The 24,535-nt window shown below is 45.7% G+C and carries 31 protein-coding genes; 26 read left to right on the top strand and 5 right to left on the bottom strand.

The annotated features are described in order from the left end of the window. The first annotated feature begins 2 nt into the window (after positions 1 to 2). Positions 3 to 629 (top strand): TetR/AcrR family transcriptional regulator, encoded by a 627-nt coding sequence (locus tag NJR55_RS08940; RefSeq protein ID WP_011234169.1) that lies wholly within the window; start codon positions 3 to 5, stop codon positions 627 to 629. Between the two features lie 63 nt (positions 630 to 692). After that, positions 693 to 3,032 (top strand): acyl-CoA dehydrogenase, encoded by a 2,340-nt coding sequence (locus NJR55_RS08935; RefSeq protein WP_253619639.1) that lies wholly within the window; start codon positions 693 to 695, stop codon positions 3,030 to 3,032. Between the two features lie 31 nt (positions 3,033 to 3,063). On the opposite strand, the gene NJR55_RS08930 is transcribed toward NJR55_RS08935, so the two are convergent. Further along, the gene (locus NJR55_RS08930; protein WP_253619638.1) at positions 3,064 to 4,410 is read right to left on the bottom strand and encodes a S41 family peptidase; all 1,347 of its coding nucleotides are present in this window, start codon (positions 4,408 to 4,410) and stop codon (positions 3,064 to 3,066) included. Positions 4,411 to 4,543: 133 nt separating this feature from the next. On the opposite strand from NJR55_RS08930, the gene nagZ reads away from it, so the two are divergent. After that, positions 4,544 to 5,536: a beta-N-acetylhexosaminidase gene (gene nagZ, locus NJR55_RS08925; RefSeq protein ID WP_253619637.1), complete on the top strand. Its 993-nt coding sequence runs from the start codon at positions 4,544 to 4,546 to the stop codon at positions 5,534 to 5,536. 29 nt (positions 5,537 to 5,565) lie between these two features. Here nagZ and queC read toward each other — a convergent pair whose 3' ends face one another. Continuing rightward, positions 5,566 to 6,222 (bottom strand): 7-cyano-7-deazaguanine synthase QueC, encoded by a 657-nt coding sequence (queC, locus tag NJR55_RS08920; protein ID WP_253619636.1) that lies wholly within the window; start codon positions 6,220 to 6,222, stop codon positions 5,566 to 5,568. A 62-nt stretch (positions 6,223 to 6,284) separates the two neighbouring features. Here queC and queE point away from each other — a divergent pair, with 62 nt between their 5' ends. The 13 genes from queE to NJR55_RS08855 all read left to right on the top strand — a co-directional run bounded on the left by queE (position 6,285) and on the right by NJR55_RS08855 (position 15,979). Then, positions 6,285 to 6,956, top strand: coding sequence for a 7-carboxy-7-deazaguanine synthase QueE (gene queE, locus NJR55_RS08915; protein ID WP_253619635.1), 672 nt, complete (start codon positions 6,285 to 6,287; stop codon positions 6,954 to 6,956). 94 nt (positions 6,957 to 7,050) lie between these two features. Beyond that, entirely contained in the window at positions 7,051 to 7,329 is a 279-nt protein-coding gene (locus NJR55_RS08910; protein ID WP_253619634.1) for a Flp family type IVb pilin, read from the top strand. After that, positions 7,326 to 8,549, top strand: coding sequence for a TadE/TadG family type IV pilus assembly protein (locus NJR55_RS08905; RefSeq protein WP_253619633.1), 1,224 nt, complete (start codon positions 7,326 to 7,328; stop codon positions 8,547 to 8,549). The genes NJR55_RS08910 and NJR55_RS08905 overlap by 4 nt, the downstream gene beginning before the upstream one ends. Then, the gene (locus NJR55_RS08900; RefSeq protein WP_253619632.1) at positions 8,536 to 9,075 is read left to right on the top strand and encodes a hypothetical protein; all 540 of its coding nucleotides are present in this window, start codon (positions 8,536 to 8,538) and stop codon (positions 9,073 to 9,075) included. The genes NJR55_RS08905 and NJR55_RS08900 overlap by 14 nt, the downstream gene beginning before the upstream one ends. A 2-nt stretch (positions 9,076 to 9,077) precedes the next feature. Next, positions 9,078 to 9,578 carry a hypothetical protein gene (locus NJR55_RS08895; protein ID WP_253619631.1) on the top strand — a complete coding sequence of 167 codons (501 nt, stop codon included), beginning with the start codon at positions 9,078 to 9,080 and terminating at the stop codon, positions 9,576 to 9,578. Positions 9,579 to 9,688: 110 nt separating this feature from the next. Then, positions 9,689 to 10,195 (top strand): hypothetical protein, encoded by a 507-nt coding sequence (locus NJR55_RS08890; protein ID WP_253619630.1) that lies wholly within the window; start codon positions 9,689 to 9,691, stop codon positions 10,193 to 10,195. A gap of 184 nt (positions 10,196 to 10,379) precedes the next feature. Beyond that, positions 10,380 to 11,087 (top strand): Flp pilus assembly protein CpaB, encoded by a 708-nt coding sequence (gene cpaB / locus NJR55_RS08885; protein ID WP_253619629.1) that lies wholly within the window; start codon positions 10,380 to 10,382, stop codon positions 11,085 to 11,087. Further along, positions 11,072 to 12,286 (top strand): type II and III secretion system protein family protein, encoded by a 1,215-nt coding sequence (locus NJR55_RS08880; RefSeq protein ID WP_253619628.1) that lies wholly within the window; start codon positions 11,072 to 11,074, stop codon positions 12,284 to 12,286. Before cpaB ends, NJR55_RS08880 begins: the two co-directional genes overlap by 16 nt. After that, a complete protein-coding gene (locus tag NJR55_RS08875; protein WP_253619627.1) occupies positions 12,283 to 13,506 on the top strand; it encodes a TadA family conjugal transfer-associated ATPase in 1,224 nt (407 codons plus the stop codon). Before NJR55_RS08880 ends, NJR55_RS08875 begins: the two co-directional genes overlap by 4 nt. Beyond that, on the top strand, positions 13,488 to 14,339 hold the full coding sequence (locus NJR55_RS08870; protein ID WP_253619626.1) for a type II secretion system F family protein: 852 nt from the start codon (positions 13,488 to 13,490) through the stop codon (positions 14,337 to 14,339). Before NJR55_RS08875 ends, NJR55_RS08870 begins: the two co-directional genes overlap by 19 nt. Next, positions 14,336 to 15,124: a type II secretion system F family protein gene (locus tag NJR55_RS08865; protein WP_253619625.1), complete on the top strand. Its 789-nt coding sequence runs from the start codon at positions 14,336 to 14,338 to the stop codon at positions 15,122 to 15,124. The genes NJR55_RS08870 and NJR55_RS08865 overlap by 4 nt, the downstream gene beginning before the upstream one ends. Next, on the top strand, positions 15,121 to 15,513 hold the full coding sequence (locus NJR55_RS08860; protein ID WP_253619624.1) for a DUF192 domain-containing protein: 393 nt from the start codon (positions 15,121 to 15,123) through the stop codon (positions 15,511 to 15,513). Before NJR55_RS08865 ends, NJR55_RS08860 begins: the two co-directional genes overlap by 4 nt. Beyond that, the gene (locus tag NJR55_RS08855) at positions 15,467 to 15,979 is read left to right on the top strand and encodes a tetratricopeptide repeat protein (RefSeq protein WP_253619623.1); all 513 of its coding nucleotides are present in this window, start codon (positions 15,467 to 15,469) and stop codon (positions 15,977 to 15,979) included. Before NJR55_RS08860 ends, NJR55_RS08855 begins: the two co-directional genes overlap by 47 nt. Here the strand turns inward: NJR55_RS08855 and smpB are convergent. Next, the gene (smpB, locus tag NJR55_RS08850) at positions 15,921 to 16,400 is read right to left on the bottom strand and encodes an SsrA-binding protein SmpB (protein ID WP_034820895.1); all 480 of its coding nucleotides are present in this window, start codon (positions 16,398 to 16,400) and stop codon (positions 15,921 to 15,923) included. The two genes, NJR55_RS08855 and smpB, sit on opposite strands and share 59 nt — an antisense overlap. 107 nt (positions 16,401 to 16,507) lie before the next feature. On the opposite strand from smpB, the gene NJR55_RS08845 reads away from it, so the two are divergent. From NJR55_RS08845 to sixA, 3 genes are read left to right on the top strand one after another with little or no spacing between them, the layout of a single operon-like run. Further along, entirely contained in the window at positions 16,508 to 16,954 is a 447-nt protein-coding gene (locus NJR55_RS08845; RefSeq protein WP_253619622.1) for a type II toxin-antitoxin system RatA family toxin, read from the top strand. Further along, complete coding sequence (locus NJR55_RS08840) at positions 16,932 to 17,309, top strand: RnfH family protein (protein ID WP_253619621.1); 378 nt, start codon at positions 16,932 to 16,934, stop codon at positions 17,307 to 17,309. The genes NJR55_RS08845 and NJR55_RS08840 overlap by 23 nt, the downstream gene beginning before the upstream one ends. After that, entirely contained in the window at positions 17,306 to 17,788 is a 483-nt protein-coding gene (sixA, locus tag NJR55_RS08835; RefSeq protein WP_253619620.1) for a phosphohistidine phosphatase SixA, read from the top strand. Before NJR55_RS08840 ends, sixA begins: the two co-directional genes overlap by 4 nt. A gap of 3 nt (positions 17,789 to 17,791) precedes the next feature. Here the strand turns inward: sixA and smrB are convergent, their stop codons facing one another. Continuing rightward, a complete protein-coding gene (smrB, locus tag NJR55_RS08830) occupies positions 17,792 to 18,355 on the bottom strand; it encodes an endonuclease SmrB (RefSeq protein WP_253619619.1) in 564 nt (187 codons plus the stop codon). An 86-nt stretch (positions 18,356 to 18,441) separates the two neighbouring features. Here smrB and prmB point away from each other — a divergent pair, with 86 nt between their 5' ends. From prmB to NJR55_RS08805, 5 genes are read left to right on the top strand one after another with little or no spacing between them, the layout of a single operon-like run. Further along, entirely contained in the window at positions 18,442 to 19,371 is a 930-nt protein-coding gene (gene prmB, locus NJR55_RS08825; RefSeq protein WP_253619618.1) for a 50S ribosomal protein L3 N(5)-glutamine methyltransferase, read from the top strand. After that, positions 19,371 to 20,459 (top strand): chorismate synthase, encoded by a 1,089-nt coding sequence (gene aroC / locus NJR55_RS08820; protein ID WP_253619617.1) that lies wholly within the window; start codon positions 19,371 to 19,373, stop codon positions 20,457 to 20,459. Before prmB ends, aroC begins: the two co-directional genes overlap by 1 nt. Before the next feature lie 6 nt (positions 20,460 to 20,465). After that, entirely contained in the window at positions 20,466 to 21,011 is a 546-nt protein-coding gene (locus NJR55_RS08815; protein WP_253619616.1) for an elongation factor P hydroxylase, read from the top strand. 13 nt (positions 21,012 to 21,024) lie between these two features. Continuing rightward, entirely contained in the window at positions 21,025 to 21,153 is a 129-nt protein-coding gene (locus NJR55_RS08810) for an entericidin A/B family lipoprotein (RefSeq protein ID WP_110012565.1), read from the top strand. A gap of 2 nt (positions 21,154 to 21,155) precedes the next feature. Beyond that, complete coding sequence (locus NJR55_RS08805) at positions 21,156 to 22,298, top strand: ATP-NAD kinase family protein (protein ID WP_253619615.1); 1,143 nt, start codon at positions 21,156 to 21,158, stop codon at positions 22,296 to 22,298. 12 nt (positions 22,299 to 22,310) lie between these two features. Here the strand turns inward: NJR55_RS08805 and NJR55_RS08800 are convergent, their stop codons facing one another. Next, positions 22,311 to 22,631, bottom strand: a complete 321-nt coding sequence (locus tag NJR55_RS08800; protein ID WP_253619614.1) for a 2Fe-2S iron-sulfur cluster-binding protein — start codon at positions 22,629 to 22,631, stop codon at positions 22,311 to 22,313. A 108-nt stretch (positions 22,632 to 22,739) separates the two neighbouring features. Between NJR55_RS08800 and NJR55_RS08795 the strand changes: the two genes are divergently transcribed. Both NJR55_RS08795 and gpt read left to right on the top strand, forming a co-directional pair. Continuing rightward, on the top strand, positions 22,740 to 24,032 hold the full coding sequence (locus NJR55_RS08795) for an NCS2 family permease (RefSeq protein ID WP_110012563.1): 1,293 nt from the start codon (positions 22,740 to 22,742) through the stop codon (positions 24,030 to 24,032). 7 nt (positions 24,033 to 24,039) lie between these two features. Continuing rightward, positions 24,040 to 24,525, top strand: coding sequence for a xanthine phosphoribosyltransferase (gpt, locus tag NJR55_RS08790; protein WP_253619613.1), 486 nt, complete (start codon positions 24,040 to 24,042; stop codon positions 24,523 to 24,525). Positions 24,526 to 24,535: the final 10 nt, after the last annotated feature.

Here is a 24,535-nt window from a genome sequence, read left to right as displayed (position 1 = left end):
TCATGGCAGCCCGAATTCCGACTCAAAAGAAAATACTGAATGCCGCAGAAATGCTCTTTTCCCGTGATGGGTTTGAGCAGACTTCACTACGGCAAATTACGCAGGAAGCAGGGGTTAACCTTGCTTCTGTAAACTATCATTTTGGCTCAAAAAAAGCACTTATTCAGGCCGTAATGGCACGTTATCTGGTTGTTTTTATGCCAGTGCTGGAAGAACAGTTGAAACTGGCAGAGCAGCAGAGCGAGCTAAAAACAGAAGAGCTGTTTAAGCGCTTTAAAATACCTTTGGCAAAGTTAACCGAAGTCAATAAACACGGTCCCGATATCTTTTTAAGATTACTGGGCTTTGCTTACTCTGAAATTCAGGGCCATTTACGTAAATACACTCAGCAAGAGTTTGGTGAGGTATTACAGCATTTAATGGCTTTATTAAAGCGCGCAAATCCACATTTGGATGAGCAACAAATGTTCTGGCGTCTACACTTTATTCTGGGAGCTGCAGTTTTTGCCCAGGTATCGGGACAAGCTCTGATTGAAATTGCGGAGGCCGAATTCAATCAAAAAGTGGGTGCGCAGGACGTTATCGATCATTTGATCCCATTTGTTTCCGGCGGGCTGGAAGAAGCGTAAACAACCTGTCGTAAGTTTGAGATTTGACTACACTTTTATTGTGATGGTGCACTGGAGATACCCATGGAAATTCTTATTCTGTTAGTGGTTTTAGTGGTACTGGTGTTTGCAGTCGGAGATATCCGTCGCAGCCTGGTAACTAAACCCGTTTTTGCTATTTTTAAACGCATTTTACCGCCTATGTCTGACACTGAGCGTGAGGCCATGGAAGCGGGCGATGTCTGGTGGGATGGTGAACTATTCAGTGGACGTCCGGATTGGCAAAAACTGCTGGATGTACCTGAACCTAAACTCACTGCCGAAGAACAGGCGTTTGTCGACAACCAGCTGGCTAAGCTGCTGGACATGCTGGATGATTTTAAAATTGTGCAGCAGGATCGTGATCTGCCTAAACAAGTTTGGGATTATCTGCGTAAAGAGCGCTTCTTTGCCATGATCATTGGTAAAGATTACGGCGGCCTCGATTTTACCCCGGCGGCAAACTCTTACATTGTTTCGCGAATTGCCAGTCGTTCTATCAGTGCTGCGGTCTCTGTTATGGTTCCAAACTCTCTGGGACCGGGCGAGTTACTAACGCATTATGGTACCAAAGAACAAAAAGACTATTGGTTGCCGCGTCTGTCTGATGGCACCGACATTCCGTGTTTTGCCTTAACCGGGCCTGAAGCTGGCTCAGATGCCGGTGCTATTCCGGATGAAGGGATCATTTGTAAAGGCGAGCACGAGGGTGAAGAAGTTGTTGGTATTCGTCTTAACTGGTCGAAGCGTTACATTACCTTAGCACCTTCAGCAACGGTTCTGGGGTTGGCATTTAAACTCTACGACCCGGAAGCCTTATTAGGTGATAAGAAAGAAATAGGTATTACTTGTGCGTTAATTCCAACGTCGCACAAAGGCATTGAAATTGGCGACCGTCATTTTCCTCTGAACCAGGCTTTTCTAAATGGTACAACCTTTGGTAAAGACGTCTTTATTCCGCTGAAATGGATTATTGGTGGTTCAGACTACGCCGGTAAAGGCTGGCGTATGCTGGTTGAATGTTTGTCAGCAGGGCGCGGTATTTCACTGCCGGCACTGGCTGCTGCATCAGGCCACGTAACTCAGCGTATGACTGGTGCTTATGCTTATGTGCGTCAGCAATTTGGCATGCCAATTGGTATGTTCGAAGGCGTGCAGTCATCAATGGGTAAAATTGGCGGGACCAACTACATTCTGGAATCTATGCGTCGTCTGACTATTTCGGCTTTATGTCAGGGACAGAGTCCGTCGGTAGTAACGGCGATGACCAAATACCACATGACCGAAATGGGTCGTGAAGTATTAGAGCATGCAATGGATATTCACGCCGGTAAAGGTATTCAATTAGGTCCGCATAACTATCTGGGCCACGCCTACATGGCGACACCAGTGTCTATTACGGTTGAGGGCGCAAATATTCTGACCCGAAACCTGATGATATTTGGTCAGGGCGCAACGCGTTGTCACCCCTACGTACTTAAAGAAATGAAAGCTGCGGCTAACCCGAATGAAGATGAGGGTATGCGTGAGTTCGACGGTCTGCTGATGAAACATATCGGTTTTGCCGTCAGTAACGTCTTTGGCAGCTTATGGCTGGGCCTAAGTGGCGCACGCTTTGGCGAGTCTCCGGTGAGTGGTGAAACGGCCCATTATTACCGTAAGCTGGGTCGTATGAGCCGTGGTTTAGCTTTAGCATCAGATATTTCTATGCTGATGATGGGCGGAGATTTGAAACGTAAAGAAATGATTTCAGCCCGCTTAGGTGACATTTTAAGTCATTTATATATGGGCTCGGCAGTACTGAAGCGCTTTGAAGACGAAGGCCGTCAGGTAGCTGATTTACCTTACGTTCATTATGCGTTGAAGCACCATTTATACAGCATTGCCGATGCGTTCTACGGCTTCTTTGATAACTTCCCGAATCGCTTTATGGCGTGGGTAATGCGTATTTTGATATTCCCACTGGGCAATCATTTCAAAAAGCCGTCTGATGAAATTTTACAGGACATCAGTGTCAGCATGATGGAGCCGGGCGTCACTCGTGACCGTCATACTTTCTTGTGTTACTGGAAAGACAGTATTGGTGATGCCACAGGACACATGGAAAAAGCCTTTATTTCTATGCTGGAAATGAAGTCGGTTTATAAAACGCTGCGTAAAGCGCAAAAACGTGGTGAATTATCCTCTAACCTCAATGGTAAAGAGCTTGCAGATGCGGCTTTGGAAAAAGGTTTGGTGGATGCAGATACGGCTGCAAAACTGGCAGAAACTGAAGAGCTTCGTTTAACCGCCATTGGCGTGGACAGCTTTGCTCCCGGTATTATCGAAAATAACCAGTTCTACACAGCTAAAGGCGACATAAGAAAAGCAGCAGTTAAAGACTAACCGCTGCTGTCTCGGGTCTCTGCGTGTAATCTTACTGCAGGGACTCGCGTTTATCCTTCATGTTGTGAATAGGTTTAACAAAAGAGCGCGCCTGAGCGCTCTTTTTTATTTCTGCGCTGGCAGCGCTTACCGGGCAACTGCCGGTACTAATGTATGTGTTTGCAGCCGCCGTTAATGGGTCCTCCGGGCTACCCCAGTCAGCCTTTATTTCATCTTCAACGGCGCAGTTTGGCTCTATACCGTCGTAATATTTACCTTCACCCTCTGAGTTAACCGTTTCAAAGTTAATGGCAAAAGTGATTTTATCGCACAGCTCGGCGGGCTGCTGACCGACAGGCTTTCCACATGTCTGTTCGCCTATAGTGACAACTTCAATATGTGGGCTTAACGAGTTAATAATGATTTCTGAAGACGAACAACTGCTGCCGGTGGTCAGCACAAATACCCGGTCTAAATCTAATTGCTCGACACCATCGACCAAACTAAAAGGGAGGGTCTGGTTCTGGTCGCTGTTCTGCTCGTTAAAGCGGTATTGCAGGAAGGTTTTACCCAGCACATTGCTGCCTGCAGTCTGAGTTGCGATTTGATTGGCATAACGAATTAAACCACCGCCGTTATAGCGCACATCAATGACTAAATGGTTAATACCTTCGGTGGCGAAAAGGTCAAAAGCATTGTTTAAGTCGCCGCCTGTCCGGTTTATAAAGGAGTCCAAAGCAAAGTAACCAACTGTTTCTTCATTTTGTGTGTAAGTTTGAGCCCCCATAACAGTATTGGTTTCTACTTCAACTTTGCTCAATAATTCGGTCTGCTCGGTTCCATCCGGCTTTTGCCAGGTAATTTCACGGCTCAGACCTTGCTCACTCGGCCCCAGGGCTTCATTGAACTCTCCATTGGCCAATAATTCAGAAACGGATACGCCATCAATAGCCAGAATTTCGTCAGCGCGCTCCATACCTGCAGCGGCAGCAGGCGAACCGTCATAAACAAAACGGATTTTTACCCGGCTGGCGCTAATTTGCTCCATTGAAAAACCAAACCCGAAGTAAGTGGCACTGACAAACAACTGATCATATTCCTCTTCCGTAAGAATATAGCTGTAGGTATCCTCCGGCACGCGTAATTCCTCAAGAACCGCATAAACGTCGTCAAAGGCCTCAGGGTCTAAACTCTCCTGTAGCTGGCTTGCCCAGAAGTAATCCTCTTTCATGTACTCGAAAAATTCTTCATTTTGATATTCAGCAGAACAAAAAGCGTAATTATTGTCACCACCACCGGCAGAGCCATCTGAACTACCGGAACTGCCGCTGTCTGAGCCGCCACAGGACGACAGTGCCAAAGTAATACCAATACATAAAAGCGATTTTTCGAGTTTCATACTACGTCTCTCTTGTTGTTGTAATAATGTTAATTTAGCACAGCGAACGAAAAGATAAACAAGGAACGTGGCGTCTTTACTGAACTCATGGCAAACTGCTGACTACTGAAAACCAAACGAGAAAGCCGCTGTTATGGCACAATTAATGATAGATATTGCGGGCACTGAGCTGACCGAAGAAGACAAAAGCCTTCTTGCGGCCCCCGCCGTTAACGGACTCATTTTATTTACGCGTAACTTTGCCTCGCTGGAACAACTGCAGGAGTTGATACGTGAGGCACGAGCTGCCGCGGCTAAGCCGTTGCTTATTGCAGTAGACCACGAAGGCGGTCGGGTACAGCGCTTTCATGAGGGCTTTAGCGCCATTCCGTCTATGGGCTCTCTGCAAAAAATTGAAGATGAAGACGAACGCCAGCGTGCCGCGCGCGACTTAGGCTGGCTAATGGCAGCAGAGGTTCAGGCTGTGGGCATTGATATCAGTTTTGCCCCAGTACTGGATGTAGACGACTGCAGTGACGTTATTGGTGACCGCGCATTTTCTGCAGTACCGTCTGAAATTTCTAAATTGGCGTCGTCCTTTATTGAAGGCATGCATGAAGCGGGTATGGCTTGTACGGGTAAGCATTTTCCGGGGCACGGCTCTGTTCAGGCCGATTCCCACATTGCCATTCCGGAAGACGACCGTACCTTAGAGCAAATTCGCGCGCACGATTTAAAGCCGTTTTTGTCATTAAGCCAGAAACTGGACGGCATAATGCCGGCTCACGTTATTTACCCGCAAATAGACCCACAACCCGCCGGTTTCAGCGAGTTCTGGCTACAGAAAATACTGCGCAGCGAACTGCAGTTTAATGGCACTATTTTTAGTGACGACTTGTCTATGCAGGGCGCAACCGTTGCTGGTGACATGCAGCAGCGCGCTGTGGCGGCGCTAAAGGCTGGCTGCGACATGATACTGGTGTGTAATGACAGAGCAGGAGCGGTGCAAGTGTTGGACGCTGATTTGCCAGCAACAGAGCCAGAGAGTGCCCAGCGCGTGAATCGAATGCTAATGTCGTCCAGTGCGGTGTCGCTGGAAGAGTTAAAACGCACCGAGCGTTGGGAACAAGCCCAACGCTGGCTGTAGGTTATTCGTAGCTTTTTATTCGTAGGTCTTTATTCATAAAGAATGGGGTCTTCAATGCCGTTGGCGGCGAAGGCCTCTAAACGTTCCTGGCAGGCACCGCATTTACCACAGGCTTTGTCGCGGCCGTTATAGCAAGTCCAGGTTTGACTGTAGTCCAGCCCCATTTTAATGCCGTCGGCCAAAATCGCGTTTTTATCCACATCTAAATAGGGCGCATGAACCGCTACCGGCTCGTAGTTCGCCATTTTACTCACTACATCCATTTGCCGTACAAACTCCGGACGACAGTCCGGGTAAATAGCGTGGTCACCCGAATGCGCGCCGTAATACACCGCAGAGGCCTCTTCAGACACCGCGTAACCAATGGCCAATGACAGTAAAATCATATTGCGGTTGGGCACCACAGTGGACTTCATTGACTCTTCTTCGTAGTGGCCTTCAGGAATGTCTATGTCGTCGGTGAGCGAGCTACCCGACAGCAGCGAGTTAATAGCGGTAATGTCCACCACTTTATGGGGTATCCCATGCTGTTTACAGACGTTAGCCGCAACTTCTAGTTCTTTGACATGGCGTTGTCCGTAGTTAAACGACAGAGCCAGTACCTCTTTTCCCTCGGCCAGGGCTTTGTGCAAAACGGTAAAAGAGTCCATTCCGCCTGAATAAATAACAACGACCTTTTGCGACATGCTGTAACTCCCCGTATAATCCGCATTCACTCATTTTAATCAAAGCCATTTTAACGGAAGCTATGTCTTACCGCATCAACGAAATTTTTGAAACCTTGCAAGGCGAGGGCACCTTTACCGGCGTGCCATCTATTTTTCTGCGTTTGCAGGGTTGTCCTGTGGGCTGCCCCTGGTGCGATACCCAGCACACATGGGAAACCAACCCCAGCGACCAGGTCAGCATAGACACCATGATGGCAAAAACCGAAGCCTCAGCAAAATGGTCAGAAATGACCGCCGAGGACATTATTGCGCGCTTTGAGCAAGAAGGTTACACCTCCAAACACGTAGTGATAACCGGTGGCGAACCCGCTATGTTTGACTTGCTGCCGCTTGGCAAAGCCTTAGAAGCTAAAGGCTACCAGCTGCAAATAGAAACCAGCGGTACCTTTGAGCTAAAAGTAACTGACAGCACCTGGGTAACGGTATCGCCCAAGCTGAATATGCCCGGTGGTTATTTAGTACGCCCCGACTGCATGGCACGCGCTAATGAAATAAAGCACCCCATAGCCATGCAAAAACACATAGACGCGCTAGATTCCTTACTAGAACGCTGCCCACCCAAAGCAGACGCTATTATTTGCCTGCAACCGATAAGCCAGCGCCCGCGCGCCACCGAGCTGGCCATGAAAACCTGCATAGCGCGCAACTGGCGTCTTTCCGTGCAGATGCATAAATATCTTAATATTGAGTAAGACATTTGCTACTTCTGATCTGACCCTCTAAAACTCGTTCTATACTTCCTGACGTCAACGCCAATTGTGGTGTTGATATTGCCAGGAGGGAATTATGAATACGCATTTAGCTCGGCGTTCTCGTGGTCAGGGAATGACGGAATACATCATTATTGTTGCTTTGGTTGCCGTTGCGGCAATCGGAGTTTATTCACTTTTTGGTAAGTCCATACGTAACCAGGTGGCTGGACTTGCTCAGGAAATGACAGGGCAATCATCTACGCAACAACTAAACCGAGCTCGCCAGTCGTCAAGACGCGCAGGAACCGTAGCAAATACTGAAGTAAACCTCGGAAATTATGACGAGGCTACTGAGCAAGGCAAGAAGAAATGATTGCTTTGGAAAAATCCAACACGCGAATAAAAGGACAAACCCTGATTTTAATGGTCGGGGTTTTGTTACTCGTTTCGATGTTGCTTTTCGCTGTGACGGATATGGGGAAACACGCCCGGCGTCAATGGTACTTGCAAAGTGTTGCTGATAACGCGGCTTATAGCGCAGCTGTTGCTATGTCCCGGCAGATGAACTTTCTAGCTTTAACAAATCGAGCTCTTATTGGAAACCAGGTGGCAATAGCTCAGTGGGTTGGTCTAGCGAGCTATATGTCTATGTTGGACCGGACTGCGGACAATTTAGAGACTGTGACATCATTTATTCCTTATCTGGGGCAAATAACCAGAGTGTTATCCACCATTCTCGACCGAGTCGAGGAAAGCTATCAGCAACTGGCGCGCGTCTTAATCCGTTTTCAATCGGCTGTAATACAGGGAATATCGGCAGCCCAGAGACTTCTAGATGCGAGTTTCGTTATGGAGTTACCACTTCTTATTCAAGATATCGTTTCTAAGCATTCCGGAGATCTAAGTTGGGAAGCCTATCAAGGAGGAGGTGTCGTGCCATTTCCAACTCTTTGGTGGCGCAAAACAGAAGTTCGAAATACTAAAAATACTAAGGAATCCAAAGAGTTTGAAGAACTTACTTTAAAAAGCTTGGATCCCTTTAGCCGAAATAGAGGATATGACTGGGTAGACATATTCACTCATAAAATAGTAAAGCGTGGCGGAACAGAATTATCAAGAAATAGAAACGGAGGCTGGGACTGGCATGCTCTGGATTCAGTCTCGCTTCACGGACGAAAATGGCTTGTAGGAAGTTATAGGGAGCAATTGCCATTAGGCTGGGGCGCTAAAGCACAGCAGCAAAGACGTTATCATCGTTCCGGTTATGGGGAGGCGTTTCAAAGTAACTCAATGTCTTCCCGACTAGGATTAGCTCAGATGGAGTCGTTTCATTCGAATCCGCAAAAGTTTAGCTATATGCGGCTAAACAACTTTTTAAAGATGAGCATGGATACGGTGATAATAAAAGTGGGGGGCAGTAACCAAGTTGCATATGCTAAAGCAAAAACGCATTTTAGTCGTCCAGACAAAATCTTCTCTAGAAAAGATGAGCTTTATGAAACGGATAACTTGTTTAATGCGCTCTGGGAGCCTCAGCTAACTTCAATATCTTATAAAGATAAAACAGGAATTTTAGGTCGTGACGCGCTTTAAATATAAAGGTCAAGCTACTGTTGAGGTTATGTTATCAATTGGTATTTTGCTAGCTATTTATTTGTCGTTGTATCAAGTTCTTATACCTTCGGTTAACAACAGTACCGTTAACCTTATTGAGGCTCGTAAAATTATTTGGAGCAGGGTTATGGATGTTGATCGAGCTAAATTATCGGGAGAGTATCGGCTAAATAAACATACAGAAAAGCTATTTATCCCTCTAAATAAGCTTCTCCCCGTAAAGCTCCAGGGAAAAAACTTAAGAGAGTTGAAGAAGTTGGATAAAAAACCTTTTTATCCAATGACTAGGTTAACAGATAGTTGGCAGGCGAGAAGCAGCGAGGAGCTATCGACTAGGCCTGCGTCTTTAGTTGTAAATAACTTACTCTCAGGAGAAATAACAGAATTAATCCAAGATGGGCTTGGCTCAATTTTTTTGGCTAAAGAGCTTAGTTCAGATTATTTAGTTTTCGGTACGATATCTCCAGATGTCGTGCCCGAGGAAGTACTTCAAAAAAAGGAATAGTTATGGATTTACCCGTAGTTTTAGATGACTGGAGCTGGGCTGAGCAACCGATTAGCTCATCCATCAATATTGATGCTCTTTTTTTGAGAAAGCCAGAAACTCCTGACTGGAAAAAGTTGAGCCAATTTTATCCATATTGTCCCGGAGGGGAAATAATATTTTGGCTTTGTCCCATAGAAGATACCGATTGGACCTTGTTTGAGGTAGAAAACGGACAATGGATACTAATGCCACTGACTAATTTTCCAGCACATGAAGAATCTTTAAAGGGACCTATTACTCCCATTTCAGAACATGAGAGAAATGGAGAAAATATATGGATTTATTTGGCTAGATACCCGCTTAAACAATTACAAACCGCAATGATGTCCTATTACAGTCAAAAAGTTGATTCTTTTCAATCTATTGAGCAGGAAAATGATGTTTGGATATTAAAAGAGAATATGGGGCGCGTAATTTTTTCTGAACAAGGCGAGTATGTGATTCTGGCTCATTTTTTATGAGGAAGATTTTAGTCATGTTCCGATACGAACTACGAAACCGACTTAGCTAAAAAGCACGCGAGTACAGCGGTAATAAGTAGCGGTTGAAGCTCTAATTGAGGTGTATAAATATGATTTCTGATATTCCTGCTGGGTTTGATAAATGGGAATGGTCTGAAATACCAATTTCTCAGAATGCGACGGCTACTGCTTATTTTTTACAAAGTCCTAATGTTCCAGACTGGAGTGTTATTGAAGATTTCTATTCCTACTGTCCAGCTCCTCATGGAGATTTTTGGATCTGTCCTATTGGAAAAGATAACTGGACTTTCTTCAAAGGAAATGATGGTTCATGGATTTTAAGTAAAATAATTCTTCCGTATATGGAAAGGCCTAAGCTTGACGGGCCTTTTCATGCCATTTCAAAAACCCAGAAAAATGGAAAAGAGGTCTGGGTTTATTTATCAACATTCAAATTCAAAGATATAAAAAACGTATTGAAATTAACTTACAGTCAAAAAATCGATTCCTTTCAATCGATTGAAAAAAAACATGATTTTTGGGTCTTTAAAGAAGATATGGGGCGCCTAATGTTCTCTGAACAAGGTGAGTATGTGATTTTGGTTCATGTCCTATGAGAAGAAAGCAGAGTGGCCAGACATCGACAGAGTGGTTATTGATCTCTCTCTTAATAATGACCACTTTATTTATTGTTGAAGAGCAATTTTCACTGATTGACTACCTAGTTGAGACCGGCCGTAAGGCGAAAGAGTTTTATTATTTTATTTGGCGCTATTTAGTACTAATTCCAGGAGGAGGCTCATGACAAAAAAGGCGAAATGGATTTTTGCCGTAATTTTTAGCTCAATAATTTCGATGGTGACGGTTTTTTTAATTCATCAATATCTACAGCAAGAAACTTCCCGACGACTTCAAGAGGCTTCAGGAAGTGCTGGTAGTGTTGTTGTTTTTTCCAAAGACCTTAATGTCGGAGATACTCTTGAGGTAAACGACTTATTGGTTCGAAAATATCCGCACGAACTCATCAATGAGCATTGGTACTTGGAGAGTTCCGCGAGTTTGATTATCGGTAGGAAACTACGAAGTTCTGTTAAATCTGGTGAACCCGTTTCTGAACGTGTTTTATCAAATAATCAGAACAGTGGTTTGTCGGAAGTTTTGCCTAGTGGTTACTACGCTATTACGGTGACTACGGACAATTTAGGCCACCATAATGCGCTACTGAAAGTCGGTGATCTGGTCGATATTGTATTTGCCGGGGACTCTTTTGAAAGTTCGCGAGAATACGTTTCGTTTGAAGAGATTGAGATTTTCGATATCCACGGATTGCAGGAAGGATATGGTTCATATTCGCTGACATTGTTGGTGGAGCCTGAGAAGGTAGCGGCATTTACGAAAGCTATTGGAAATCCAATGTTGGTCTGGGCGAGAGGCCGCCATTTGGATCAAGCAAGTATTTGGAATCAAGATTCTAAACAAAGCAAGGTGCAACCATGGAAGGTTCAGTAAAGTTCAAATATTACTTAGTCGTGACTTTGTTATTTTTCGTCGCCCTTAGTGTTAGGGCCGAGGTTAATCATAGCTCCTACTATCTTGAAGAAGGTGAGACTCGAATTATCAGTATAGAACCTGGAAGCGATATTCTTATCAGTGATGAGAGTGTTGTAGATGTTCATGTGCTCGATAATAGCAGGGCAATTCTAAGAGGGGTGGGAGTTGGCAAAGCTGATATCTGGCTCAAATCCGAAGAGGTATTAAAAGAATTAAAGGTTATGGTAACGGCTAGCCTGGAACTCTCTCTGGAGGGGCGTTTAGAAGCTATATCTGAAGCAGAACAGGCTCTTAATAAAACAGAAAAGTCAGGGCTTACAGTTTTATCGGGCAAGGTATCCAAAAGAAATTACGACGAACTCGAGAAAATTTCTGAGAATCATGAAGAGATTTTAAATTTAACAGAATCTTTTCAGGAAGAGCCTCCTATGTTGACCTTACGAGTCAATATTCTGGAAACCAAGCACCAGTATCTCGAAGATCTTGGAATTAGATGGCAAGGGACAACGAGCGGCCCTACATTTTCGAGCTCACTATCTGGTTTGTTCGAGTGGGACGCGGAAATTAATTCCCAACTGATGCTTATGCAGCGTCGTGGTCTAGCGAAATTATTGGCAAATCCCGTTTTATCTACCCAAAGTGGCGAGAAGGCGACTTTTCTTGCGGGAGGTGAACTGCCTATCCCTCAAGTTGTTGCGCAGGGCATGCAGGACGTCACTTTCCGCGAATACGGTATCAGACTTGTTATTCAGCCGGTGGTTTTAGATGACAATAGAATTAAAACGCAGCTCCACGCCGAATTAAGCAATATTGATCCTGCTGTTTCTGTTTCAGGTGTCCCCGGCATACTTAGTCGTCGTACGGAGTCGGTGTTTCTTTCAAATGACGGAGACACTTTGGTTTTGTCTGGTCTTTTAAGTACAGATGAGTCAGCTCAGGATGACGAGATACCGGGCTTAGGTTCATTGCCGATTCTGGAAAATGCTTTCCGAAGCCAGCAGAACAGAGAGCAAACCACGGAATTAATTATTATGGTTACCGCTGAGCGTATGGATACGGCTAAAGAGCGGTTGAATGATAAGCAGAAACGGTTAGCGCAAAAACACGACTGGTATCAGAAAGACTCCGTTTTACAGCTAAGGGAGACATTTCGATGACATCAGTAAATTTGATCAATAGCCTTAAAGAGCATTTAGATACCAGAGATCCACGTTTTGAGGCTATGAGTGAATGTGAGTTGAGACGCTATGCTGAATCCTATTTAAAGAAAACTACAGGTGAGTCTGGAAAAGATATAGCAGATGTAGTGGCTGAAGTCATTGGTCTGGGCCCTATTGAGCGCCTTTTAGAAGATGACTCAGTAACTGAAATTATGGTTAATAGCTATGATCAGATCTATGTTGAACGCTCAGGTAAGTTGAAAAAAGCGGATGAACAATTCAGTAACGAATTCTCTCTGCGGCGGACTATCGATAAGATCGTTCTGCCTTTAGGTCGTCACGTTGATGATGCCTCGCCGATGGTCGATGCTCGTTTACCGGACGGTTCTCGCGTAAACGCTGTTTTAGCACCTTTAGCGACCAAAGGATCGTGTCTCACTATTCGAAAGTTCACCAAGAAATCGCTAACGATCGAGGACTTAGTAGATAGTGGCTCATTAACGGAGCAAGCTGCTGAATTCTTAAGACTTGCTGTTCGTTGTCGCCAAAATATCATTGTTTCTGGTGGAACAGGAACGGGAAAAACAACCTTATTAAATATTCTATCTCAGGAAATCCCTGAAGATGAAAGAATTATCAGTATCGAAGATGCGGCTGAACTGCAATTAGATCATAATAATTTGATAAGTCTTGAGGCCAGACCCAAAAACCAGGAGGGAACAGGCGCTATAAATATTCGCGAGCTCGTTATCAATGCACTGCGAATGCGTCCTGATCGACTTATTGTAGGTGAGTGCCGTGGGTCGGAAGCTTTGGACATGTTACAGGCTATGAATACTGGTCACGCGGGATCTCTGAGCACGGTTCATGCGAATAGCGCTCGCGATGCTTTAAGACGTTTGGAAATTATGGTCTTGATGGGCGGAATAGAACTTCCTATTTCTGCGTTACGACAACAAATAGCCAGTGCCGTTAATATTGTGATTCAGATAGCGCGTCTTTCTGATGGCAGAAGATCCGTGCTTAGTATCAGTGAAGTTACGGGCATAGACGATAATGTTTTACAGCTGTCACCACTATTTGAAAGACGCAATACGACTCAGTCATTAATAAGTAATAAGACGTTATGTAAGTTCGCTGATGAGCAAGGGGACGACATTCGCCAGGAGGTCTGGGAGTCACTTATGGGAGATGGGTTATGTTCATCTTCGGATTAGCGTTCTTAATCGTTTGCAGCGGGCTTTGCTGGCTATGGATCTTTTCGCATTTAACACCAAAACGATATCAGCAACTTGAAGAGAAACTGACGCTATCAACAGTACGCTCTTTAGAAGAGTTTTTCTTGAGAATGCCGGTAATAATTTTGGTCAGAAGTTATCTGGTAGTCACGCTCTTATCGCCCTTAATCGTATGGTTTTATGTTAATAGAACCTGGGCAGTAGCGACGTTTATTCTTACTTTGTTGGCTCCGCCATTTGTTTATCGTCAACTTAAAAAGCAACGTTACATAAAAATTGAAAAACAGTTGCCCGGAATGTTGATTGGGCTCAGTAACCAGTTAAGAAGTGGTACAAGTGTCGGATCCGCTTTGAAAAATTTAAAAGGAACGTTATTAGCTCCTTTAGGACAAGAGGTTGACGAGCTATTGAGGCAGGAAAAAGTGGGTAAACCCTTAACGGATTGCCTGGAAGACTGGCAGCGGAGAGTTCCTGTTTTCTCCATTAAACTGGTGGTTCAATCTTTAGTTTTAGGTTTGAAAAGTGGAGGACAACAATCAGACTTATTTCTAAGGTTGGCTGACAACCTCCAACAACAGCAGCACATTAAAGAGCGGCAGATAACGCTGACTTCACAAGCCAGAATGCAGGCTAAAATTCTCGTTATGATGCCAGTTGGATTGTATTTTCTTTTAAGTTGGATGAAACCAGAACATACAGCGCTTTTCACTGAGTCACGCGTTGGTATTTTTATGCTTATAGTGGCTCTTATATTGATGGTTATTGGTGGATGGATGGTTAAGAGAATTATGAATCCGGAAGATGAGAAATGATTATAGTTGCCGTCTTAATATTTCTCGCTACTCTTTGTTTTTCGTTCTTAGCTCTCGCGGTCTGGCAAATATTGGCGCTTGGGCAAAAGCTTGATTATGCAATATCAAAAATTTGGTCCGTTTTACCGGAAAATGTCAAAAGATGGACTGTTCGTTACCTGGAAGTAGATTTTCTAAAAGGAGCCGCTCGATCATTTTGCTTCTGGGTTTTTATGGCATGTGTATCAGTCTCTGTCTCTCTACTTTCTGGGGTTTGGCTTTTAAGCGTTGCCTATGCTCTCTTACTACTAATGATCATAAATAAGAGAAGACAGTTAGTTCTAAAAAATAACAAAGCGATAGTTCGCCAACTTCCTGATTTCTGTGATCTAATTTCTATGATGATTGCTTCAGGTATTCCGTTAATTTCCGCTTTAGAAAAGGTATCTGCGTCGTGCAGTGATCTTCTGCTGGCGCGGGAGATTACATCGATGCTCAGTCGGCTTCGGAGAGGGGGAAGTTTTGCTCAGTCAATGGATGAACTTTCTGAACGGTATAACGTAAAGCAGCTCCATGAGTGGTGTTCGATGCTAATAAAAGGATATCAGCAAGGAACTAGCTTGACCAAATCGTTAAGGTTTTATGCCAATCAATTAAGACAGGATCTACTCAACTCAGCGGAGAAGAGAGCGCAAGAAGCGCCAGTAAAGCTTCTTTTTCCACTAGTAACCTGTTTTTTCCCGGTAAATTTTCTGGTTATTCTGGGTCCAGTAATTGTTCAAATAAGCCAAGGAGGGTTTGGATGACAAGCGAGAAAGAAATTATTTTATGGCCCAAAGTAAAAGCCATGAAAAAGTTTCATCAAAGGTTGATTGGCATGTTGGGCGAGCAGCAACCAACGACAGAGATGGCTTTTTGGTTTCCATTTTGTAAATCAATACACACTTGGGGAATGAAAGAGCCAATTGATGTTGTGGCCTTCGACAAAGGAAACAAAATTATAGAGGTTCGTCGATTCATTTGTCCCAACGAAATAGCTCGTTTTAAAGGAGCTCACGGATTAATTGAAATGGCCGCTGGAAACTTTTGGCCTTTAGAAAAGTGGGTTGGGAAGAAACTAAAGTTTATTAATAAGCATGGAGAGCTAAATGAAAACAAGCATTTTGATTGCTGTATTGCTATTGAGCTTAATTAGCCAAGGCTGCAGTGCGACAGTAGAAGAGAGGCAAGTCAGAGAACAGAGTCTGGAGAGCGCCATTAACTGGTATAAGAATGGAGACCTCTTATCAGCAGAACAGCACTTGCAATGGTTGCATCGTAAGGGGTTAGGAACGGATAAGAGTTGGGCTTTACTCGGTAACATTTACTTTAGACAGTATCGTTTTGAAGCTAGTGAATCAGCTTACGGGCAATCCCTGAGATTTAACTCTTCTGACCGGAATGTGTGGTTTAATCTGGCATTACTTAATTTACGTCAGACCACCAACATTTTGATGGATGCTCGTGTTGAGTTGAAAACATTTGATGGAGAGCTTGAAAGACTGCTTAATGAACTCTTGAAACTTCAGCAGGCACGCCTGAGTGACGCACCTGAAGTTCCAATTAACGCACCGAATGCTTCATTATCCGAGCCTTCTGGCGTTGCCAGTCGCGCTCTTTAATGGTGTCGCGTTTGTCGTGTGACTTTTTACCCTGGGCTAAAAATATTTCCAGTTTTGCCCACGGGCCTTTCCAGTACATGGTTGTGGCAACTATGGAATAGCCCTCACGCTCTGAGGCGCCAATAAGCTTATCCAGCTCGCGGCGCTTCAGCAGCAGTTTACGGCTACGGTCCGGCTCGCAGTAAACGTGGCTTGAGGCTTGGTTAAGTGGCTGAATTTCGGCACCCAAAAGGTAAGCCTCGCCATTTTTAATAATGACGTAGCTGTCGCTTATGTTGACCTTGCCAGCCCGTATGCTCTTAATTTCCCAGCCCTGCAAACTGACACCCGCCTCGAACTTGTCTTCAAGGAAGTATTCATGCCGCGCTTTTTTATTACGAGCTATGGTATTGGATGATTGTTGTGGTTTCTTTTTACTCATGACAGCCATTATACCTATGCGCACTGAAAAGAAAATTGCTTTAAGGGCTTCAAAGCGTTTCTGGTTGCGTTATTATTGCGCAGTTGATTTTAGTCGTAGGTAAAAAAATGCCGAGTATCGAGAAAAGTGCTTTAGTTTCGTACAGCGCCAAACAAATGTTCGACCTCGTTAACCACGTTGAAGCTTACCCGGAGTTTGTGCCCGGATGTGCTGATGCGCGGGTACTGGAGTCGTCCAGCCAACAAAAAGTGGCTGCGTTAGACATAAGCAAGGCGGGTATCAGCAAAACCTTTACTACCCGAAATACGTTGCACGAACCCGAACGTATAGACATGGATCTGGTAGACGGGCCATTTAAAAAATTAACCGGTGGCTGGATATTTACGCCACTGGCCGACGACGCCTGTAAAGTTGAGCTTAAGCTGGACTTTGAGTTTTCCAGTCGCTTGCTGGGTATGGCCTTTGGTAAAATATTTAGAGAAGTGACTTCCCGTATGGTCGATGCCTTTGTAAAAAGGGCGGAGCAGGTGTATGGAAACCAGCATGGGCAATAAACTAACTATTGAAGTGGCTTACGCTACTCCTGACAAGCAAGTGCTGCTAACGGTGCATCCGCAAGAGGGCGCAACGGTGGAAGAGTGCATACGCATGTCGGACGTATTCGAACAGTTTCCAGAAATTGATCTTGAACAGCAAAAAGTGGGTATCTGGAATAAGACGGTGAAATTAGATGCACAGCCGCGAGACGGTGACCGTATTGAGATTTATCGTCCGCTAATTGCCGATCCAAAAGCCGTACGCAAACGTCGTGCGGAAGAAGCTAAAGAGTCTGGCCGGGCTAATCGGGTTACCGGTGGCCGGCCTGACACAAATCGCCGAACGCAGGCCGAGGAGTCTAAGCCAGAATGAAGCTGTATATCATGCGTCATGGTGAAGCAAACTACCCACAGGGCAGTTATTCCGATCGCGAGCGCCGTTTAACCACTAACGGTGAACACGAAGTTACAACCACGGCGAAATGGTTGATAGATAAACAGCCGAAAGTTGACTGTGTTTATGTCAGCCCATATATACGGGCTCAGCAAACGGCTTCTATCTTATTGTCGCATCTGAAAACCGGGCAGAAGCAAAATTGCGATGACATTACGCCCGATGGTCATGCCGGTTCGGTTGTCAGTTGGCTTGCTGCAGAAATACAGCAGCATGGCTATGAAAGTGTGGTGTTGGTGTCGCACATGCCATTGGTGAGTTATTTAGTGCATGAACTGGATGCCAGCGTGCAGCCTCCTATTTTTCCGACAGCGGGTATTGCGGTTGTCGACTTTTCGCCGGAAACCTTACGCGGTAAATTTCAGCAGCTGTTAATAGCAGAACGGTGTGCGGGCTAATTGCTAGCTCGCAACTTTTAACAGTACCAATAACGACGCTGCGCCGCCCCATTCCAGCGGGGCCTGATGAAAGGCCCGAACATGCGGATGCTGTACTAACCAGTGGGGCAATTGCTGCTTTAACTTACCACTGCCGTGCCCGTGCATAATGCAGCAACAGTCTATGTGTTCGCGCTCACATGCCAGTAATAACGCCGCTAACTCCTGACGTGCCGTGGCTAATGTCATACCATGTAAGTCCAGTAGCAACTCGGGCGTGTAGTCTCCCCGGCGTAATTGCTTAACCAAATACCCAGACTCACCCTCCGCAGCAAAACGTACCGGGCTATCAGCAAAATGGGCTTCAAAATCATCGGAAAAATAATGACTGGCCGAGCGGCTGGCGTCGGCAATTTGCTGTGCACTGGGGTGTTGCGATAACTGTCGGCGCTTCCGTAATTCAGCAATTTTCGGCGGCTCCGGCGGAAGTTTGTCCTGCTTTATACGGGCAGCACCTTTTGCGGCTTCGCGAAAAAGCTCGATATCGTCTTCAGAAAGTGATGATGACTTACGTTTGTTTGCGACCATGATTGATGAAAACCGCGCTGAATTAAGGTATCTTTAAGGCATTAAGTTAATTCAGTATAAAACATTCAGTGGTCGGGAGACAGCCTTTGCAAGTGCGTAATCTGGAACAAGCCATTCAGGAGTTAGTTAGCATTGATGACATTACTCGCTGGAGCGTAACTCAGCTCAACCAGGCGGAGGTGTATTATGGTCACGGCACGAACAACCCGGTTGATGAAACACGGGCGTTATTAAGTTATGTCTTACGGCTAAATACCGCTCAGCTGGCCGATATGGGCCACTGCCGGATGCTGAGTTCGGAAAAGCAAGAGTTTGCTGAACTCCTCAAGCAGAGAGTGGAAAAGCGTATTCCGGCTGCGTATTTGACTCATCAGGCGTGGTTTGCTGGTTTGCCTTTTTATGTTGATGAACGGGTGTTGGTACCGCGCTCACCAATAGCTGAACTTATTGAAAATGACTTTCAGCCCTGGCTGGCAGAACAACCCAAACGCATTTTAGATTTATGCACCGGCGGTGGCTGCATTGCCATAGCCTGTGCTTACGCTTTCCCTGAATCTGAAGTCGACGCGCTGGATATCTCGACTGAAGCGCTGGAAGTTGCAGAGTTTAATATTGAGCAACACGGCTTAACGCATCAGGTTACGCCTATTCAGTCAGACTTATTCGACGCCGTAAAAGCTGAAAAATACGACTTAATTGTCAGCAACCCGCCGTATGTGGACTTTGAGGACATGGCTGATTTACCTCCGGAATATCTTCACGAGCCGGAACTGGGGTTAGCCGCCGGTGATGATGGCTTAGTTTTGGTGGATAAAATGCTGTTGCAGGCGCCGGATTTATTAAACGAAGGCGGTCTGTTGGTCTGTGAGGTGGGTAATTCCATGCCGGCGCTGGCTCAGAAATACCCGCAAACGCCTTTTATCTGGCTTGAGTTTGCTAATGGCGGCGACGGGGTATTCTTACTGACAAAACAACAACTAATTGAACATAAACAACGGGAAACTAAGGCCAGCTAATGCCAGGAAACAGTTTTGGGCAGTTATTCAAAGTCACCACCTTTGGTGAAAGCCACGGACCTTCGTTGGGTGCCGTTGTTGACGGTTGTCCTGCAGGTTTAGAGTTAACCGAAGCCGATTTACAACAAGCCTTAGACCGGCGCAAACCGGGGCAAAATCGCTATACCACGGCACGTCGTGAGGCCGATCAAGTTAAGATCCTCTCTGGGGTATTTGAAGGCGTCACAACCGGTACTTCCATTGGTTTGCTGATTGAAAACACCGATCAGCGCAGTCAGGATTACTCTGACATAAAAGATACTTTCCGGCCTGGCCATGCCGATTACACCTACCAACACAAGTACGGTGTACGTGATTATCGCGGTGGTGGGCGCTCTTCAGCGCGTGAAACCGCAATGCGGGTAGCCGCTGGCGCTATAGCCGACAAGTTGTTGCGGCAGCAGGGCATACAGGTTCAGGCAGCATTAACGCAAATGGGCCATGTTGTGGCTAGTAACATTGACTGGCAGCAGGTACGCGAGAATGAATTGTTCTGCGGTGACGCCAATGCCGTTGAAGATATGCAGGAGCTTATTCGTCAGTTGAAAAAAGAGGGCGATTCAATTGGCGCTAAAATTCGGGTGCAGGCTACCGGTGTGCCACCGGGCTGGGGCGAACCTGTCTTTGACAGGCTGGATGCTGATTTAGCCAAAGCACTGATGAGCATTAATGCGGTAAAAGCGGTGAGTGTTGGCGATGGTTTCGAGGTGGTAAGCCAGCGTGGCAGCGAACACCGTGATGAAATGACGCCGGACGGTTTCTTATCGAACCATGCGGGCGGAGTCTTAGGTGGCATTAGCAGTGGCCAGCCGATTTTTGCCGATATCGCACTGAAACCAACCTCAAGTATTGCCATTAGCGGACGTACAATTGACCGCTGGGGCAATGAGCAGGCTATAGTGACCAAAGGCCGCCATGATCCTTGTGTTGGTATACGTGCGGTACCTATTGTTGAAGCTATGACCAGCCTGGTTTTAGCCGACCATTGGTTACGCCAGCGTGCGCATAATTTAACAGCGCAAACTGAAACACCGGATATTAGTCGCTAAGCGAATATGAGTCAGACGTCAAAACACCATTATGAACGCTTAATTGAGATTTTTAAGCGCTGTTTCAGCGAAGATTACAACACAATATTGGTTGCTGGTGACGATGAACCTTATTATCAGCCAGCAACAAAAGCCGATGAACCGCATAAAGTGGTGTTTGCTCATGGCTTTTTTGCCTCAGCACTTCATGAAACCGCGCATTGGTGTATAGCGGGTGAAGCGCGCAGAAAGCAGTTTGATTATGGTTATTGGTACGAACCGGACGGGCGCAACGAAGCCCAGCAAAAGTCCTTTGAGCAGGTTGAGGAAAAACCACAGGCGTTGGAGTGGCTATTTTCTTTATGTTGTGGTTTTCCATTTCAGGTAAGTGTGGATAATTTAAATGGTGTTGAGGTAGACAGGCAGGCATTTACTGCGAAAGTGGCTGCGCAGTTAAACCGTTTACTGGAAGAAAATACAATACCTCCACGCGCTGCAAAGTTTGCAAAAGCACTCTGTCACGACTTTAATTGTAGCTGGCCAAATGGTCAGTCAGTTAATTGTAGTCTTTGATAAGGAGTTATCTATGTTTTTAAGAGCATTGTTAGTAACCGTTGCAATACTGGGGTTAAGCGCTTGTGAAACAATAGAAGGCGCTGGCCGCGACTTGCAAAATGCCGGTGAAGCAATAGAAGATGAGGCTGATGACGAGTAGTAATGGAAACGAGTAGTAGATTAACCGTTGGTTTTATTATTAACCCGTATGCGGGTATTGGCGGCGCCTTAGCTTTAAAGGGAAGCGATGGCGCCGATATTCGGGAAAAAGCATTAGCGGCCGGGGCTGAGAGAAAAGCCGCCAAACGAGCTGAAACCGCATTAGAACTTTTGCAACCATACAAGCAGCAACTTCATTTTGTAACTGCCGACAATGAAATGGGGGCTGATAGCCTCAAAGCTCTGGGTTTTTCATTTGACTCGGTCTACAAAGCTGCTGAAACCCCATCCTCACCAGAAGACACAAAAAAAGCCGTATCTGAAATTGTGACTCATAAGGTCGATATTCTTTTATTCGCCGGCGGTGACGGTACTGCGCGCGATATTTATCAGGTAGTTCCCGAACAACAGTTAGTTTTGGGTATACCGGCCGGCGTTAAAATTCATTCGGGTGTTTATGCTATTAGTCCAACCGGTGCCGGGCGGGTTATTGAGAAGATCCTGCAGGGCGAGTTATCCAGCATTCACAATGCCGACGTAATGGATATTGATGAAGAAGCTTTCAGAAAAGGTACAGTAAAAGCCCGGCGTTTTGGTGAAATGTCGGTACCGGCCGAACTTGAATATGTTCAGGCGGTAAAAATGGGCGGCAAAGAAAGTGACGAGATGGTACTGGATGATATTGCTGCTGAAGTAACAGAGCGCACTGACGACGAACTTTTAGTCATGGGGTCTGGCTCTACAGTAGAAGCTATTATGCAGTCCATGGGGCATGAGAACACCTTGCTCGGTGTCGATTTAGTCCAGCAGAATAACCTGCTAGCCAGCGACGTAACCGAGAGCCGTTTATATGAAGCAGTGGCTCAGCACGAAACCGGAACCATTAAACTGGTGATAACCTTAATTGGCGGGCAGGGGCATTTATTTGGTCGTGGAAATCAGCAATTAAGTCCACGGGTTATTCGGCATATTGGTAAAGAGAACATTTGGGTGGTTGCCACTAAAACTAAGTTGCAGGCACTGAATAACAAACCACTACGAGTCGATACCGGCGATTCGGAACTAGACCGAGAACTCTCAGGCACTATTCGGGTTATTACCGGCTACCACGACGAAGTTCTTATGCCGGTGGCAGCCGTAAATTAATTTCAGGCTTATTTAGAACTGAGTTTTTGGCATGTGCACAACCAGGCCGTCTAATTCGTCAGTTATTTCTATCTGACAGCTTAAGCGGCTATTGTCCTGCGGGTCTAAAACCATATCTATCATGTCTTCTTCCTGCTCTGAAGGAGCAGGAATCTTGCTTTGCCACTCAGGTGGTACGTAACAATGGCAGGTTGCGCACGACATAACGCCGCCGCATTCGCCAATAATGCCGTCAATAAAGTTTTCGACAGCGGCTTCCATAACGTTGGTTCCTGCATCGACAGTAGCTTCAAATTGGTTACCATCGGCATCAACAAAGTAAACGGTTGGCATGATAAATTTAGTGTCCTGTTAAAAAATAAAAAGTGAGCAACAAATTCTACGGCGGTTAGGATAAAATACCTGCCCTTTAACCACAACGCCAAACTTTCAAGGTTTCTCATGCTGGAAAAGCTGTTTTCAATTAAAGCTAGTGGTAGTTCGGTTAAGTCAGAGGTTATTGGCGGGCTCACAACCTTTTTAACTATGGCTTACATTATCTTCGTTAATCCGTCCATTTTAAGTGAAACCGGTATGGATTACGGCGCCGTATTTGTCGCTACCTGTCTGGCTGCAGCTATTGGCTGTCTGGTCATGGGGCTGTGGGCAAACTATCCGGTGGCATTGGCGCCGGGTATGGGGCTAAACGCTTTTTTTACCTACACCGTTGTTTTTAGCATGGGCTACACCTGGCAGACGGCTCTTGGAGCGGTGTTCTTTTCCGGTTGTTTGTTTTTCCTGCTGTCGGCTTTGCGTGTTCGTGAATGGATAATAAAGTCCATTCCAACCACATTGCGTTTGGCTATTGCCGCGGGTATTGGGGCTTTTCTGGCGTTAATTGGTTTGCAGAATGCGAATATTATTGTGGCAAACGACGACACCATGGTGACTTTAGGCTCTTTGTCTGAGCCTTCAGTATTGCTCGCAGCAGCGGGCTTCTTTCTCATTATTGGGTTAGTTGCGCGACAAGTGCAGGGCGCGGCTTTAATCAGTATTTTGTTGGTAACCGTTATTGCCTGGGCAACCGGACTGGTTGAATACAATGGTATTGTGTCTGCACCACCGAGCTTGCTGCCAACCTTTATGCAAATGGATTTAGCGGCGGCTTTTGATATAGGCATGTTGTCGGTTATTTTTGCTTTCTTGTTTGTGGACCTGTTTGATACGTCCGGCACTTTACTGGCGGTGGCGCAAAAAGCCGGGCTGGCAAAAGCCAATGGAGAAATGCCTCGCTTGAATAAAGCATTAATGGCAGACAGCACGGCAACCGTTGCCGGGTCTATGCTGGGCACCTCAACCACCACCAGCTATATTGAGTCAGCCGCAGGAGTTGCATCAGGTGGTAAAACCGGGCTTGCCGCGGTGGTTGTTGGTATTTTATTTTTATTGGCCATGTTCTTTGCACCGTTGGCTGGTATGATCCCTGCTTACGCAACCGCAGGTGCAATTATTTACGTTGCGGTGTTAATGCTGTTTACGCTGAAAGACGTAGAATGGGACGACATTACTGAGGCTGCGCCGGTAACAGTGGTTTTATTGATGACGCCACTGACATTTTCGATAGCCGACGGCATTGCACTAGGTTTTATTAGTTACGTTGTGGTGAAATTACTGGGCGGACGCTATCAGGATTTAACACCAAGCGTCGTTTTCTTGGGCGCACTTTTTGTCGCTAAATTTATTTGGTTAGGGTAACGAAATTATGGGATGGCATTCAAACCGCGAGTTTTTTGTATCATGGGAAGAGTTGCACCGTGCAACGCGTGAACTAGCGCGTCGCCAATTACCGGCGGAGCAGTATAAAGGTATTATTGCGGTTAGCCGTGGTGGTTTGGTTCCGGCGGCAATTGTGTCACGCGAGCTTAATATCCGAGTTGTCGACTGTGTTGCTGTCAGTTCATATGATCACACCGAACAGCGTGACGACTTGCAGGTAATGAAAGACGTAACGGCAACGGAAGACGGCGAAGGTTTCCTGGTCGTTGATGATTTAGTGGATACCGGCAATACTCTGAAGTTTCTGCGGGAGAGATTGCCGAAAGCTAAGTTTGTAACGGTGTACGCAAAACCCAGTGGTATGGAAATGGTCGATGACTATGTCGCTGATTTAGATCAGGACACCTGGATCCATTTCCCATGGGATATGCATTTACACTACATTGAGCCTTTGGCGGGTCAGGAGTCTTAAGCTTTTTTCT

It is taken from the genome of Idiomarina rhizosphaerae, from assembly GCF_024159085.1.
GTDB classification, from domain to species: Bacteria; Pseudomonadota; Gammaproteobacteria; order Enterobacterales; family Alteromonadaceae; genus Idiomarina; species Idiomarina rhizosphaerae.
This window is presented reverse-complemented; position numbering and strand designations above follow the sequence as displayed.